We start from the raw sequence: 15,939 nt of genomic DNA, 5'->3' as shown, positions 1-15,939 counted from the left end.
TTCACTAACCTTGTCAAAAAAATCTACCTTAATATCCTTTAGTTTGACTTTCCAGGAAATGGCCCCTAAAATGGTTCAAGCACTAAAAGGACGGAGGTAATTCAGGTGGACGAGCAACAGCAAGAACAACAACGCGCCGATTTCGTAGTTGACCAGATTGGCGCCCAGAAAAAGCGGACGGAAGACCTGTACGAAAAGGCCCATCACGAAACTAGCAAGGTAGAAAAGAACTATTCGCAAAACGCTAAGGTCAACTTGATTGAAGCCGACGATCGGATTGAAACGGAAGCGGAAATCCAGCAGCAAAAAGGTTTGGTTGCCCGGGCAGTGGAAAACGAAGCCATTTTAAAACGACAAATCAACTCCTTAACTGAATTACAAGACTCGCCTTACTTTGGACGCATTGATATTCAGGATCCTGATGAAACCGCGCCGGAATCACTATATATCGGCGTGGCCTCCTTTGCCGACCAAGACGGCGACTTTTTAATTTACGACTGGCGGGCGCCCATTTCCAGTATTTATTACAACGGGACCCTTGGAAAGGTCAAATACGAAACTCCGGCGGGTCCCATGGAAACCGAATTAACTAAGAAACGACAGTTTACCATCAGCCACGGCGAAATCACCCACATGTTCGATACTAACGAAACGGTCGGTGACGAACTATTACAGCAGGCGCTCGGTGAGCAAAATGACGAATACATGCGCAACATCGTGGCCACCATCCAAAAGGAACAAAACGACATCATTCGGGACGTCCAAAGTGACCTGCTCGTTGTTCAAGGGGTCGCCGGTAGCGGGAAGACTTCCGCGATCCTGCAACGCATTGCCTTTTTGCTTTACCATAGTCGGGCTTCCCTTGACGCAGACGAAATTGTTCTGTTCTCGCCTAACAAACTGTACAGTCGTTACATTTCTGACGTGTTGCCTAGTCTAGGGGAACGTAACATGCGCCAGCTTACCCTAGCTGAATTTCTTAACCGGCGTTTGGAAGGACTCAACGTCCAAAGCCTGTTTGACCGTTTTGAAAACCAAGTTAGCCAAACCGCGGAAGAACAACAAATTGTTTCTTTTAAGGAAAGCCAGCGGTACATCGAACTAATTCAACAGTATGAAGACCAACTCACCCCCGAAAACATTAAATTTACCGACATTAATTATCAAGGGGCGCCTTTCTTTAAAAAGGAGCAGATTCGCGAAATTTTTGCGAGCTTCCCTGCATCCATGAGTAACCGTGAACGGATTTTACGAACTAAAAACCAACTAGTTAAGTTATTAAAGGTCCGAATCGATCAAGAAGTTTCTGCGGACTGGGTGCAAACCCAGCTTGATCAAATTAGTGACGAAAAATACCACGAAATTGTGGGACGGCGCCATTTTAACTCCTTTGATGAAGAAAATTATTTCATCGGCCGTCACTTAGTTGCCAAGGCTTTTGAAATTATCGATGATGCCATTTTTAATAACTACTTTATTGATATCTACGCCCAGTACGCGGATTTCTTGAGGCAGCTCCCATCTTCCAAAATTGACGGCGCTGCGGCAGCCACCACCTTCAATAACGACATTGAATTGCACCACGTGCGTTTAGAAGATGCCGCTCCGTTAATGATGTTGCGGGATTTGATCACCGGAAGTGGCACCAATCGCAAATTTCAGTACGTCTTCATCGATGAAATGCAGGACTATTCGGTTGCCCAGTTAATGTACCTCAAGCACGCCTTTCCGAAGGCCAAGTTTACGTTGTTGGGTGATAGTGAACAAGCTTTGTTCAAGGACGTTACCGAGCCGTCCGCGTTACTTGAAAAATTGAAGGACGCGTTTGCCGTTCACCGGGCCAACCTCATCACCCTCAACCGCAGTTACCGATCCACCGCGGAAATCACTAAATTTGCGGCGGCCCTACTACCCGACGGTGATAAGATTCAACCCTTTAGCCGGCACGGTAAGTTACCCGAAATTACGGTTACGGATACCCTTTCCGAGGCCGTTACCGCGGTGAAACAAATTTGCCAAGCCGAATTGCAAGACTACGGGACCGTCGCCATCCTGACAAAAAACATGCGGGAAAGTACTCAGGTTGCAGAATGGTTGCATGACTTAAAACCTAGCCTGCTAACCGACGGTGACCGTTCGTTGCCTAAGGGAATCGTTGTATTACCCATTTACTTGGCGAAGGGGTTGGAATTTGATTCGGTAATTGCCTACGACGTTTCGGAACAGAATTATCCCGAAAAATTGTGGCGGGGCACCCTGTACACGATTGCTTCCAGGGCCATGCACCACCTCAATTTGGTAAGTATTGGTAAGGTTAGCGAAATCATCACCCAAATGAAGGAAGAAGGCTTTAGCATAAAAAGAGTGTGGAAATCTTCGGGGAAGCTCTGAGGACTAACGGAATTAGAATATTAAGCGCCGAGTAGGCGATTGATGTTCTAATTTGGTTAGCCGGAAGGGCTTGAAGATTGGAGCACGGTTCCACAAAAAGAGTGTGGAAATCTTCGGGTAAGCTCTAAAAATTAAAAAGATGTAGCTGAGAAAAAACTAAAAATTACTTGGATGCTTTGACTTCAATAAAGTCAAAACGTGCGTCAAACGCCAACTTGCTCCGCTTAATCAAAAAGACCGTTATGCCAAATTAAGGTATAACGGTCTTTTTTTTCAGTTAATGCTCGTCTTTTTGTCCCACATTCAGTTATATTTATCGTGCCATCGCGCGCTTATTATACTTGATCGCATCTTTTAAAATGAACGGTGCAATCAACGTTACCAGCACGATTACCAACACAATTGCGGAATAGTATGTTTCACTCATTAAGTGTTCTCCATACCCAATTTGCAAGGTAATCAGCGCCATTTCGCCCCGGGAAATCATCCCGGCACCAATCACTCCGCTACTGGTTACGTCAAAGCCGGACAGGTACGCGCCGGCGCCGCAACCTAGCAACTTGGTCAAGGTCGCTAACACCGTCAAAGTGATAATCAACCCGATTACCGACTGCAAGCCCGCAAACGACATCGAAAGCCCTACGCTAACGAAGAATACTGGAATAAAAACGGCGTAGCCAATTGGCTCAATGCTTTCATTTAACTCGTCGTTTTCGTCAGTCAACGAAACGGCAACGCCGGCAAAGAACGCCCCGATGGCGCCACTCAAACCAGCTACGTCTGCTAACCAAGCCAGTCCCAGACAAATAATGATCGACATTACTGGTCGGGCAGCGGTAATGTAAAGATGGTCCGCTGCTCGCATTAGCATCGGCACCAGCCATTTTCCAATCACGTACACGGCAATGAAAAATAGCACTTGGTAAAAAAGCGCGCCGCCTAAACTAGTCCGTGAGCCGCCGCTCGAACTAGTTAAGGCAATCATTACCCCTAATAACAATACGCCAAGGATGTCATCAGCCACTGCCGCGCCCAAAATTGTCGCGCCCTCTTTGGTATTTAGGGTCTGGTATTCTTTCAACACCTCTACCGAAATGCTTACCGAAGTAGCCGAAAAAATCACCCCAATGAAGAGGGCTTCCATTGGGCTAACCCCGAAGATCAAACTCGCGCCGCCTACCAGAGCAATTGGCAAAATTACCCCCATGACGGCAACGACTAGCGCCGGTTTAATATAACGCTTTAACATCTTCAAGTCGCTTTCTAACCCGGCTAAAAACATCAGAATAATGACTCCGATTTCGGAAAACACCGCGGTGATTTCGTTACTGTGAATTACCCCTAAAACTCCCGGTCCTAAAACAATTCCCACCAGTAATTGGCCAACTACGGCAGGAATGCCGATCCGTTGTGCAAAGTGGCCCGCTAACAGCGTTAATCCCAAGATCAAAACGAGGACGCCCACGAACTCCATTAAATCACGATCCTTTTCTTAAATTTTAACTACCGCAAGTACTCTAAGTCACTAGCTTCGGTGGGGTACGCAAAAATTTGCCGTTGTAATTCGCTAAGGCTACCACCATGGTTAATCAGCCATGTAAGGTCGTTTATCACGTGTTCGGCTTCACTACTCATGGTGACCACGCCCACTACTTGTTGGGACTGGCGGTCAACCACCACCGTTGCCCGTGCATCTGGGTCTTGAATCCGCCGGTAGGTAAACCAATTAGTTAGATCCAAATCCTTAATTTCGTAGCGTTGCGAATCTTTTTGTGCAGTCGTGATTCCCATTCCAGCCTTCGCTAATTGCGGAACCCCATACACGACGGTTGGAATTGCCGGATACGTAATGGCTGCCGAACTTTGGTCGGTCAACAGCTGCGCCAAATATTGTGCTTCAAAGCCCGCTACTGGAGTTAATTTCGGTTGCGCTTTAGCCACCACGTCGCCCATTGCATAGATGTTGCTTACCGTAGTTTTCAAATGGTCATCTACCATGATACCATTTTTCGCGGTCTCCACCCCAATTTGGTCAAGGTTGAGCGTATCCAAGTTAGGCACTCGGCCGGCAGTAACGAACACCCGGTCCACCGGCAAATTAAATTGATGATCATCACGCAAGGTCATCCCCTCCGTGTTTTTTTCGATCGCGGTAACGTCAATATTTAAATGGAATTGGACCCCTTGTTTAGTCAGTTGTCCCATAAATTGCTTAACGCTTTCTGCTGGGAACTGCTTTAGGGGCCGATCGTTATGATGAATCACGTGCACTTCCGCACCGGCAGCGTTCGCGATGGCTGCCAATTCAAAGGCAATGTAACCGCCCCCTACTAAGGCAATTCGCTTAGGCAGTTCCGGCATTGCTAAAAAGTCTGTACTAGTTTGCATCAATGCTTCATTTTCAATTTTGCTTAGGCGTCCCGGACGTTGACCAGTGGCGATTACGAATTGCCTGCTTTCCACCCGCTGTTCGCCTACTTTTAGCGTGTGTTGGTCCACAAATTCAGCGTGCCCGTCTAAAACCGTGATCCCGGCGTCGACTAATCCCTTGCGACTGCTTGAAGAAACTGGGTCCGTGAACGTTTCTTTGAAACGCATTAAGGAGGGCCAGTCGATTTCCGGTTCGTTTTCTAAGCCCTTCCCAACGAGGTGGCGGCTACGTAACTTGGCTTCCACCGCCGCCATTAAAACTTTTTTAGGATCACACCCGCGGTTGGGGCAAGTCCCGCCCCAGCGATTTTCTTCCACTACCGCCACGGTTTGGCCAGCTTGTTTTAAATCATACGCTAGCCCTAAGCCCGCAGGCCCTGCACCAATAATAACTACGTCAAATTTTTCCATAATGCTCCCCCTCATTAACTAAATTAATGGACTGTCTCACTCAAATACTTAAACAAGGACGGCCGGTCCACCCAGCCAGTAGTCTGCCCGTGTTCATCCACCACCTGTAAATTTGGGTGCTCAGCTAACTGCTGGAACACCTCGTCTAAACTGGCCGTCCTTGGGATGACAGGTAATTTTTCTGTCGCAGACGGCGCCGGCACCCCAAAACCTGTGCGCACCACCTTTTCCACTTCGGTTTGGTATAGGTTCTTGCCCACGGTGGCTGAAAAGAAATTTTCCACGAATTCGTTGGCGGGATGTTGGGCAATTTCTTTCGGGGTGGCTACTTGTAACAACTGTCCGTCCTTCATCACGCCAATGCGATCCCCTAATTTCAGGGCTTCGTCCATATCGTGGGTAACAAAAACAATCGTGTTCTTAAATTTTTGGTGCAACTTTAAAACTAAGTCTTGTAACTGCGCCCGCACCAAAGGGTCTAACGCGCTGAAAGGCTCGTCAAACAATACCACCGGTGGTTGCGCAGCCAGTGCACGAAGAATTCCGATTCGTTGTTGCTCGCCTCCCGAAAGCTCCCGCGGGTACCGTTTGCGGTAGCGTTCCGGGTCTAAATCAACACCTTCTAAGAGTTGGGTAACCCGTCGTTTAACCTCTTCTTTATCGACCCGCTTCATTTCTGGAATCAAACTGATGTTTTGTTCTACGGTCATCGTCGGAAATAGGGCAATTTGTTGGAGCACGTACCCAATCTCCAAACGTAAATTACGCAAATCATAATCCTTTATTCTCTGCCCGTTAAACAAAATGTCACCGGCGGTTTGCACAAACAACTGGTTGATCATTTTTAAAGTGGTCGTTTTCCCGCTACCAGAAGTTCCGACCAGGACGAAAATTTCGCCCTCCTTAACCGTAAAATTTAGGTCATCAATTACTGTTCGACCACCAAAAATCTTTTTCACGTGCCGAAATTCAATCATTGTCTTACTCATTTACGTTCGGCTCCTTTCAACAAACCCTTGCTGACCAAATAGTCGTGGGCCACCTGTTGGGCGGAACGTTTTTGGACGTTCACTTGATAATTCATCTCTTGCATTTCTGCTTCCGTAATTTTGCCTGCTAAGCGATTTAACGCGCGGACCACTTGCGGATGTTTTTTAGCAAAGCTCTTCTTCATTAACGGCGCGCCTTGGTACGGTGGAAAAACGTGTTGGTCATCCTTGAGAACTTGCAGCCCGAGCTGCCGAATCTGACTGTCCGTGGAGTAGGCGTCGGCAACGTTAATTTGCCCATTTTTAATTGCCGAATAGCGCAACGAAGCCTGCATTGACTTGACCGGAAACTCTAAGCCGTACGCTTTTTGAATTCCTTTCCACCCGTCCTTGCGGTTAATGAACTCGAGCGTCATCCCCCCGTGTAGCTGGTTTTCAATCCGGCTTAAATCCGAAATATTTTCTAGATGATGTTGTTTTGCGAAATCTTTTTTCACCACTAGAGCGTAGGTGTTTTGGTAACGCATCGGTTTCAAATAATCCATTTGATATTGTTGAGCTAACAATTTACGACCAGTCGCGTAAGTTTGTGCCGCACTTAGGCGCTGAGAAGGGGCATCCTTCACCAAAGTTTCTAATACGGTACCGCTAAATTCTGGATAAATATCAATTTTGTCGGCCTTCAGCGCGTTAAATAAGAAACTCGTTTCCCCAAAATTTTGCTTTAAGGTCACTTTAGTATGGGGAGCTTCCTCTTCAATTAAATCCTTGTACATATTGATTAAGATGTCCGGCTCCGAACCTAATTTCCCCGCAATCGTAATCGTTTCGGTCGGCGGAGTTAATATTTTTGCGGCTGTGGCGCCGGTAACCGCTACTACCAGAATTGCTAAACTAATGGTGATTTTTTTCACCGACCACCGTTGTAAAACGTTTAATAACGCGCTCAACCCAATTGCTAATAGAGCGGAACTAATGGCTCCCACCAAAATTAATGCAGGGTCGTTACGGTTAATTCCTAGGAGGATAAAGTTCCCGAGTCCTCCAGCGCCAATCAACGCGGCCAACGTCGCCGTTCCGATAATCAAAACCAATCCTGTCCGAATTCCCGAAATAATTACCGGCATTGCGGTGGGTAATTCCACACGAAATAGCTTTTGTAACGGCCGCATTCCAAAAGCATCCGCCGCCTCTTCTAACGATGGGTCAATCTCGGTGATCCCAACGTATGTATTTTGAAATATAGGTAACAGGGCGTACACTACCAAGGCAATGATAGCTGGCACGCTGCCAATCCCCACTAATGGAATTAGCAATCCCAATAAGGCTAAAGACGGAATCGTTTGCAAAACTCCCGTTATCTGTAATAAAACTTCCGCAATTTTGCGGTGTCGCGTCGCCCAAATTGCCAAAGGCATTGCAATTACAATCGCCAATACCAACGCAACCAGTGAAATCCCCAAATGCTGGAGTAAAGCTTGCCACAGGTCGTTTTTCTGCTCGGCGAAGGTCTGAACTAACTCTTTCATGCGCTCAACTTCCTTGTTTGTATTTGAATTAAATTATCGCACAAAAAAATTGGCAACCCTAACGAAATGCCCGTTGAGTTGCCAATTGGTTTTAGAAATTAGTTTTAATTTGTGCTGGTTGAGTTTGGACAATCACTTTTCCTTGATGAATGGAGTACAGCAATTCTTTGCGTTCGTTTAATTCGTCATAAAAATTATCCGCGTTAAAAATCAAACAGTTAGCTGGTTTGCCAACCGCGATCCCGTAGTGATCCTCAACGTTAAGCGTCTTGGCTCCGTTATTAGTAGTCAGATTGTAAGAATCCATAATTTGTGAATACCCCATCAGCTGTGCCGCGTGAATGCCCATGTGAACCGAATCCAACATGTTGCCATCACCCATTGGGTACCACGGATCCTTCACATCGTCTTCACCAAACGAGACGTTGACGTGATGTTCTAGCAGTTCCTTCACCCGGGTTAACCCGCGCCGCTTTGGATACGTATCGAAACGTCCACCCAGGTGAATGTTGATTAACGGGTTGGAAACCATGTTAATTTCCGACATTTCCAAGAGTCGCATCAACTTGTAGACGTAGGCGTCGTTGTACGACCCCATTGCAGTAGTGTGGCTAGCCGTGACCTGATTTTTCAGGCCGCTTTCGTAAGCCAAGGTCGCCAACACTTCCAAGTGTCGCGAATTCGGATCGTCAATTTCATCACAGTGAACGTCCACTAATTTATCATACTTTTCTGCCAATTCAACAATGTACTTCAGGGAAGCGACTCCGTAATCCCGGTTAAATTCAAAATGCGGAATGCCACCAATTACGTCAACTCCCATCGTAACCGCTTGTTTCAACAACTGCTTACCATTAGGAAACGACCAAATTCCTTCTTGTGGAAAGGCAACTAACTGCAATTCCATGAAGTCTTTTACTTCGTCCTTAACTTCTAATAGGGCTTCTAACGCCGTAAAATTAGGATCGGTAGTGTCCACGTGGCTCCGCACGTATTGAATTCCATGCTGGGCCTGACGCTTTAACGTTTGCAAAGCCCGAGTTTTAACGTCTTTTTTCGTAAGGCTCTTTTTACGTTCCGCCCAAATTCGAATTCCATCAAACAAGGTACCCGATTCATTCCATTCGGGATCGCCCGCCGTCAGCGTTGCGTCTAAATGAACGTGCGAATCAACGAAAGGTGGCAACAATAGTTTGCCTTGTGCCTCAATCACTTCCTCACTTTCACGAGGGGGTAAATTAGAAGCAATCTCTTGAAAAACTCCTCCTTCAATCCGGACATCCTTTGGTTCCTTTGCGTTCTCAATATACACACCTTTAATTAGCATCGTGCTTCCCCTTTTCTAGTTGCATAATTCCCCAATATAGACAACCAATCAAAATCATCACCAAAAAGGTTGCTCCCGTATATTTTTGAACAAAACTTACCCTTTGTAAAGCGCTATAAATTAATACACCAAAAATCCAAAGTCCAAAGGCCGTCCAGTGAATTCCCTTATGGTACCAATATGGTCCGTGGGGATCACCTAAATCTTTCGCCGCGTAACGTTGTTTGGCAATCAAGAAGTAGTCCACCACCATGATGCTGATAATCGGGCCAAGGACCATGCCAACGTAATCCAAAAAGGCTGTAAAAGTGGTTAAGAAACTACCGTAGAAGACGGGAATGAACGTGACCACCGTAGCAATTATGGTAGTAATCAGTAATGATTGTTTCAAAGATAATTTGCTAAACATGTTATTCAAGGCCGAGCCCGCAGCCTGAATATTAACCGCATTTGCCGTCATACTAGTTAGCATAATAACGATCATCGCGATCACACCCAGTCCCAGCCGGTTAGCAATCGTACTAGGGTCCGAGTTATTAGGGTCGTAAACTCCCGAGCTGACCGCGATACTAATCGTGGCGCTTAATCCAATAAACGCAAACCCAAAGACTCCTAAATTAGCACCCAAAAACGGAGCGGTAGTGGCGGTATTTACCTTCTTAGTGAAACGAGTAAAGTCTGCACCGGCCGTAACCCACGCAAGGTTAAACGCAGCTAGCGTGTCCATCGCGGTCCCTTGGTCCATTTTTAAGTGGTGCGGTACTTGCCAGTGTGCAATTTGGCTAAAGGAAACGTCGTGGAATACCACCACGGATTCCCAAATCACAAAAATAATTACTAAGATAATCCCAATTCGTTCGATAATTTGAATTGAGCGCTGACCAGCAACGATGCTAAGTAAATGGAGGATGCTCATTACCACAATCCCGACAATTAAGCCTAAATTACCACCAGGTTGTCCGTAAACGGGCCAACCCCAAAAGCTATGTAAGATGTAAGATACGGAAGTGGCCGCAATGAAGGTGTTCACCGCCGTCCAACCTACAAACTGGGTTAAATTTACCAAGGATGGAATGATGCTTCCTCGAATCCCAAACGAAGCTCGTGAAAGTGCCATCGTGGAGACCCCGGTTTTAGTTCCCATATAGCCAACCATCATCAAAAATATGTACGAAATACTAGAGGCAATCAAGAGCGCCTTGATTCCGCCCCAAAAACCGCACGCCGCAATAATTCCCCCAATAAACCAGGTTCCATTATTGGCGTTAGCCCCAATCCAAGTCGCAAACATATCCCAATAGGTCATATGCCGATACTGCTTTTTGATACTTTCAACCCGATATTTCGAATCCATCCATCAATTTCCCCCTTGTCGAAATTTGACACATTTTTAAAATTATACTAAATCTCATAACGACAAGCAAAAGGAATCTGAATGGCAAACCGTAAAATTTTAATTATAGACACTAAAAAAGGACTTACCCAATCATCGGGTAAGTCCTCATGAAGAAGATAACTATTAAGCCACTAGTCGGGTTTGAACCGACGACCCCTTCCTTACCATGGAAGTGCTCTACCTAGCTGAGCTATAGTGGCAACTTTTACTAGAATAGTATACCATATTTATTCTTGCTGTAAAACGTTTATTCGCAACAAATAGCTAAAAATTATCGTAAAAAAAGTAGCCAAGTGATAATCTAATTTTGCTTGGTTTTGACCCCTTAAAAATCTAACTGCCGTTAGCAACGGTCATCTTTTTACTAACCAGGATATGTCCGCCTTTTTGGTAACAAGTAAACCACTGAATTCTTACGACGTTTTTTTCAAGGCACAAAAAAAGAGCCTTCCTTCCGGAAGACTCCTTGGCTTGCATGGCAACGTCCTACCCTCGCAGGGGGCGATCCCCCAACTACTCTTGGCGTTAAGAAGCTTGACTTCTGTGTTCGACATGGGAACAGGTATATCCTTCTCACTATCGTCACCACACTCTGTGCTAACTTGCGTTATCACTTGAGAAAACTTTTGTCCCCTCAAAACTGAATAATATCTACATTTTCTTTCGAGTTACTTGCCACGTTCTACTTGGTTAAGTCCTCGACCGATTAGTACTAGTCCGCTCCATGTATCGCTACACTTCCACTTCTAGCCTATCTACCTGATCATCTCTCAGGGGTCTTACTTGCCCGAAGGCAATGGGAAATCTCATCTTGAGGCGAGTTTCACACTTAGATGCTTTCAGCGTTTATCTCATCCACACATAGCTACCCAGCGATGCTCCTGGCGGAACAACTGGTACACCAGCGGTGTGTCCATCCCGGTCCTCTCGTACTAAGGACAGCTCCTCTCAAATTTCCTACGCCCGCGACGGATAGGGACCGAACTGTCTCACGACGTTCTGAACCCAGCTCGCGTACCGCTTTAATGGGCGAACAGCCCAACCCTTGGGACCGACTACAGCCCCAGGATGCGATGAGCCGACATCGAGGTGCCAAACCTCCCCGTCGATGTGAACTCTTGGGGGAGATAAGCCTGTTATCCCCAGGGTAGCTTTTATCCGTTGAGCGATGGCCCTTCCATACGGAACCACCGGATCACTAAGCCCGACTTTCGTCCCTGCTCGACCTGTCTGTCTCGCAGTCAAGCTCCCTTCTGCCTTTACACTCTGCGAATGATTTCCAACCATTCTGAGGGAACCTTTGGGCGCCTCCGTTACCTTTTAGGAGGCGACCGCCCCAGTCAAACTGCCCACCAGACACTGTCTCCCGCCACGATTAGTGGCGCGGGTTAGAGGGTTCATACAACGAGGGTAGTATCCCACTTGCGCCTCCTCCGAAACTAGCGTTCCGGATTCTACGGCTCCTACCTATCCTGTACAAGCTGTACAAACACTCAATATCAAGTTACAGTAAAGCTCCATGGGGTCTTTCCGTCCTGTCGCGGGTAACCCGCATCTTCACGGGTATTATAATTTCACCGAGTCTCTCGTTGAGACAGTGCCCAGATCGTTACGCCTTTCGTGCGGGTCGGAACTTACCCGACAAGGAATTTCGCTACCTTAGGACCGTTATAGTTACGGCCGCCGTTTACTGGGGCTTCAGTTCAAAGCTTCGCTTACGCTAACTCATCCCCTTAACCTTCCAGCACCGGGCAGGCGTCAGCCCCTATACGTCATCTTACGATTTTGCAGAAACCTGTGTTTTTGATAAACAGTCGCCTGGGCCTTTTCACTGCGGCTGATCTTGCGATCAGCACCCCTTCTCCCGAAGTTACGGGGTCATTTTGCCGAGTTCCTTAACGAGAGTTCTCTCGCTCACCTTAGGATACTCTCCTCGACTACCTGTGTCGGTTTGCGGTACGGGTAGTTAAACTCTAACTAGAAGCTTTTCTCGGCAGCGTGACGTCAGGAACTTCGTTACTTAAATTTCACTCCCCATCACCGCTTGTCCTTAAGAAATCAAGCATTTGACTCGACTTCAGACTCACGGCTTGGACACCCACTTCCAATCGGGTGCATTCCTTAGCCTCCTGCGTCCCTCCATTGTTCAAACAAGTTTAACTAGTACAGGAATCTCAACCTGTTATCCATCGCCTACGCCTCTCGGCCTCGGCTTAGGTCCCGACTAACCCTGGGAGGACGAGCCTTCCCCAGGAAACCTTAGTCATACGGTGGATAGGATTCTCACCTATCTTTCGCTACTCATACCGGCATTCTCACTTCTAAGCGCTCCAACAGTCCTCACGGTCTGCCTTCGTCGCCCTTAGAACGCTCTCCTATCACGCCACCTAATGGTGGCATCCACAGTCTCGGTAATATGTTTAAGCCCCGGTACATTTTCGGCGCAGGATCACTCGACTAGTGAGCTATTACGCACTCTTTAAATGGTGGCTGCTTCTGAGCCAACATCCTAGTTGTCTATGCAACTCCACATCCTTTTCCACTTAACATATATTTAGGGACCTTAACTGGTGGTCTGGGCTGTTCCCCTTTCGACGATGGATCTTATCACTCACCGTCTGACTCCCGGACATAAATCGATGGCATTCGGAGTTTATCTGAATTCGGTAACCCATGACGGGCCCCTAGTCCAAACAGTGGCTCTACCTCCACGATCCTAATTCCGAGGCTAGCCCTAAAGCTATTTCGGAGAGAACCAGCTATCTCCAAGTTCGTTTGGAATTTCACCGCTACCCACACCTCATCTCAGCACTTTTCAACGTACACGAGTTCGGTCCTCCAGTGCGTTTTACCGCACCTTCAACCTGGACATGGGTAGGTCACTTGGTTTCGGGTCTACATCCGCATACTAATTCGCCCTCTTCAGACTCGCTTTCGCTTCGGCTCCGTCTCTTCAACTTAACCTGGCATACGAACGTAACTCGCCGGTTCATTCTACAAAAGGCACGCCATCACCCATTAACGGGCTCTGACTTCTTGTAGGCACATGGTTTCAAGAACTATTTCACTCCCCTTCCGGGGTGCTTTTCACCTTTCCCTCACGGTACTGGTTCACTATCGGTCACTAGGTAGTATTTAGCCTTGGGAGATGGTCCTCCCGGATTCCGACGGAATTTCACGTGCTCCGCCGTACTCAGGATCCTGAACTGAGGGAGTTTGATTTAACTTACGGGGCTGTCACCCTCTCTGGCTGGCCTTCCCAGGCCCTTCAGCTATCAAGCTCTTTGGTAACTCAAATGTTCAGTCCTACAACCCCAAGAAGCAAGCTTCTTGGTTTGGGCTGTTCCCGTTTCGCTCGCCGCTACTCAGGGAATCGAATTTTCTTTCTGTTCCTGTGGGTACTGAGATGTTTCAGTTCCCCACGTTTACCTTCACACATCCTATGAATTCAGATGCGGATAATAGTCGATTAAAACTATTGGGTTGCCCCATTCGGAAATCCCCGGATCAAAGCTTACTTACAGCTCCCCGAGGCATATCGGTGTTAGTCCCGTCCTTCATCGGCTCCTAGTACCAAGGCATCCACCATGCGCCCTTCCTAACTTAACCTAACTTTACCTGCGGTAAAGCGATTAATTGAGTATTGCGATTATTTTGAACTAATCTTGTTTAACTCTTTAAAATTACGCGGTTTTCTCTCGGTTTAATTATGATTAATTAAAATTAGAAAATTATAGATATTATTCAGTTTTCAAAGAACAAAAGTGAGAGTAGACCTCTCAAAACTAAACAAAACTTTGACTCGTGTGCGGTTCCGTATTATTCCTTAGAAAGGAGGTGATCCAGCCGCAGGTTCTCCTACGGCTACCTTGTTACGACTTCACCCTAATCATCTGTCCCACCTTAGACGGCTAGCTCCTAAAAGGTTACCCCACCGGCTTTGGGTGTTACAAACTCTCATGGTGTGACGGGCGGTGTGTACAAGGCCCGGGAACGTATTCACCGCGGCATGCTGATCCGCGATTACTAGCGATTCCGACTTCGTGTAGGCGAGTTGCAGCCTACAGTCCGAACTGAGAATGGTTTTAAGAGATTAGCTAAACCTCGCGGTTTCGCGACTCGTTGTACCATCCATTGTAGCACGTGTGTAGCCCAGGTCATAAGGGGCATGATGATTTGACGTCGTCCCCACCTTCCTCCGGTTTGTCACCGGCAGTCTCACTAGAGTGCCCAACTGAATGCTGGCAACTAGTAATAAGGGTTGCGCTCGTTGCGGGACTTAACCCAACATCTCACGACACGAGCTGACGACAACCATGCACCACCTGTCATTCTGTCCCCGAAGGGAACGCCTAATCTCTTAGGTTGGCAGAAGATGTCAAGACCTGGTAAGGTTCTTCGCGTAGCTTCGAATTAAACCACATGCTCCACCGCTTGTGCGGGCCCCCGTCAATTCTTTTGAGTTTCAACCTTGCGGTCGTACTCCCCAGGCGGATTACTTAATGCGTTAGCTGCAGCACTGAAGGGCGGAAACCCTCCAACACTTAGTAATCATCGTTTACGGCATGGACTACCAGGGTATCTAATCCTGTTCGCTACCCATGCTTTCGAGCCTCAGCGTCAGTTACAGACCAGACAGCCGCCTTCGCCACTGGTGTTCTTCCATATATCTACGCATTTCACCGCTACACATGGAGTTCCACTGTCCTCTTCTGCACTCAAGTCTCCCAGTTTCCAATGCACTTCTTCGGTTGAGCCGAAGGCTTTCACATTAGACTTAAAAGACCGCCTGCGCTCGCTTTACGCCCAATAAATCCGGATAACGCTTGCCACCTACGTATTACCGCGGCTGCTGGCACGTAGTTAGCCGTGGCTTTCTGGTTAAATACCGTCACTGGGTGAACAGTTACTCTCACCCACGTTCTTCTTTAACAACAGAGCTTTACGAGCCGAAACCCTTCTTCACTCACGCGGCGTTGCTCCATCAGACTTGCGTCCATTGTGGAAGATTCCCTACTGCTGCCTCCCGTAGGAGTCTGGGCCGTGTCTCAGTCCCAATGTGGCCGATTACCCTCTCAGGTCGGCTACGCATCATCGCCTTGGTGAGCCGTTACCTCACCAACTAGCTAATGCGCCGCGGGTCCATCCAGAAGTGATAGCAGAGCCATCTTTTAAAAGAAAACCAGGCGGTTTTCTCTGTTATACGGTATTAGCATCTGTTTCCAGGTGTTATCCCCTGCTTCTGGGCAGGTTACCCACGTGTTACTCACCCGTCCGCCACTCACTTCGTGTTAAAATCTCATTCGGTGCAAGCACGTCCTGATCAATTAACGGAAGTTCGTTCGACTTGCATGTATTAGGCACGCCGCCAGCGTTCATCCTGAGCCAAGATCAAACTCTCATATTAAAATGATGAGTCTTTTTCAAGCTCATTAATTGTTTGTTTTTGCGAATTGACTTCGCATG

The 15,939-nt window shown here is 47.3% G+C and carries 7 protein-coding genes, 1 tRNA gene and 3 rRNA genes; 1 reads left to right on the top strand and 10 read right to left on the bottom strand.

All coding sequences use genetic code 11. The annotated features are described in order from the left end of the window. Positions 1 to 105 precede the first annotated feature (105 nt). Positions 106 to 2,391, top strand: a complete 2,286-nt coding sequence (locus NYR25_00995; GenBank protein ID UWF34013.1) for an AAA family ATPase — start codon at positions 106 to 108, stop codon at positions 2,389 to 2,391. Positions 2,392 to 2,704: 313 nt separating this feature from the next. On the opposite strand, the gene NYR25_00990 is transcribed toward NYR25_00995, so the two are convergent. The 10 genes from NYR25_00990 to NYR25_00945 all read right to left on the bottom strand — a co-directional run bounded on the left by NYR25_00990 (position 2,705) and on the right by NYR25_00945 (position 15,880). Next, positions 2,705 to 3,865: a cation:proton antiporter gene (locus NYR25_00990; protein UWF34012.1), complete on the bottom strand. Its 1,161-nt coding sequence runs from the start codon at positions 3,863 to 3,865 to the stop codon at positions 2,705 to 2,707. Between the two features lie 29 nt (positions 3,866 to 3,894). Then, entirely contained in the window at positions 3,895 to 5,232 is a 1,338-nt protein-coding gene (locus tag NYR25_00985; GenBank protein UWF34011.1) for an NAD(P)/FAD-dependent oxidoreductase, read from the bottom strand. Positions 5,233 to 5,255: 23 nt separating this feature from the next. Beyond that, a complete protein-coding gene (locus NYR25_00980) occupies positions 5,256 to 6,221 on the bottom strand; it encodes an ABC transporter ATP-binding protein (GenBank protein UWF34010.1) in 966 nt (321 codons plus the stop codon). Next, positions 6,218 to 7,750 (bottom strand): ABC transporter permease/substrate-binding protein, encoded by a 1,533-nt coding sequence (locus tag NYR25_00975; GenBank protein ID UWF34009.1) that lies wholly within the window; start codon positions 7,748 to 7,750, stop codon positions 6,218 to 6,220. The genes NYR25_00980 and NYR25_00975 overlap by 4 nt, the downstream gene beginning before the upstream one ends. 91 nt (positions 7,751 to 7,841) lie before the next feature. Then, a complete protein-coding gene (gene codA, locus NYR25_00970) occupies positions 7,842 to 9,077 on the bottom strand; it encodes a cytosine deaminase (protein ID UWF34008.1) in 1,236 nt (411 codons plus the stop codon). Next, the gene (locus NYR25_00965; protein UWF34007.1) at positions 9,067 to 10,431 is read right to left on the bottom strand and encodes a cytosine permease; all 1,365 of its coding nucleotides are present in this window, start codon (positions 10,429 to 10,431) and stop codon (positions 9,067 to 9,069) included. The genes codA and NYR25_00965 overlap by 11 nt, the downstream gene beginning before the upstream one ends. Positions 10,432 to 10,599: 168 nt before the next feature. Beyond that, a tRNA-Thr gene (locus NYR25_00960) sits at positions 10,600 to 10,673 on the bottom strand. 273 nt (positions 10,674 to 10,946) lie between these two features. Beyond that, positions 10,947 to 11,063: ribosomal RNA gene (rrf, locus tag NYR25_00955) — 5S ribosomal RNA — on the bottom strand. A gap of 96 nt (positions 11,064 to 11,159) precedes the next feature. Beyond that, positions 11,160 to 14,082 (bottom strand): 23S ribosomal RNA (locus NYR25_00950). Positions 14,083 to 14,303: 221 nt separating this feature from the next. Beyond that, positions 14,304 to 15,880 (bottom strand): 16S ribosomal RNA (locus tag NYR25_00945). The 16S, 23S and 5S rRNA genes sit together here with 1 tRNA gene alongside, the layout of an rRNA operon. Between the last annotated feature and the right edge of the window lie 59 nt (positions 15,881 to 15,939).

The sequence above is a fragment of the Pediococcus acidilactici genome, assembly GCA_024970065.1.
GTDB classification, from domain to species: Bacteria; Bacillota; Bacilli; order Lactobacillales; family Lactobacillaceae; genus Pediococcus; species Pediococcus acidilactici_A.
The sequence above is the reverse complement of the archived record's forward strand: the minus strand, read 5'-3'. Positions and strand labels throughout refer to the sequence as shown.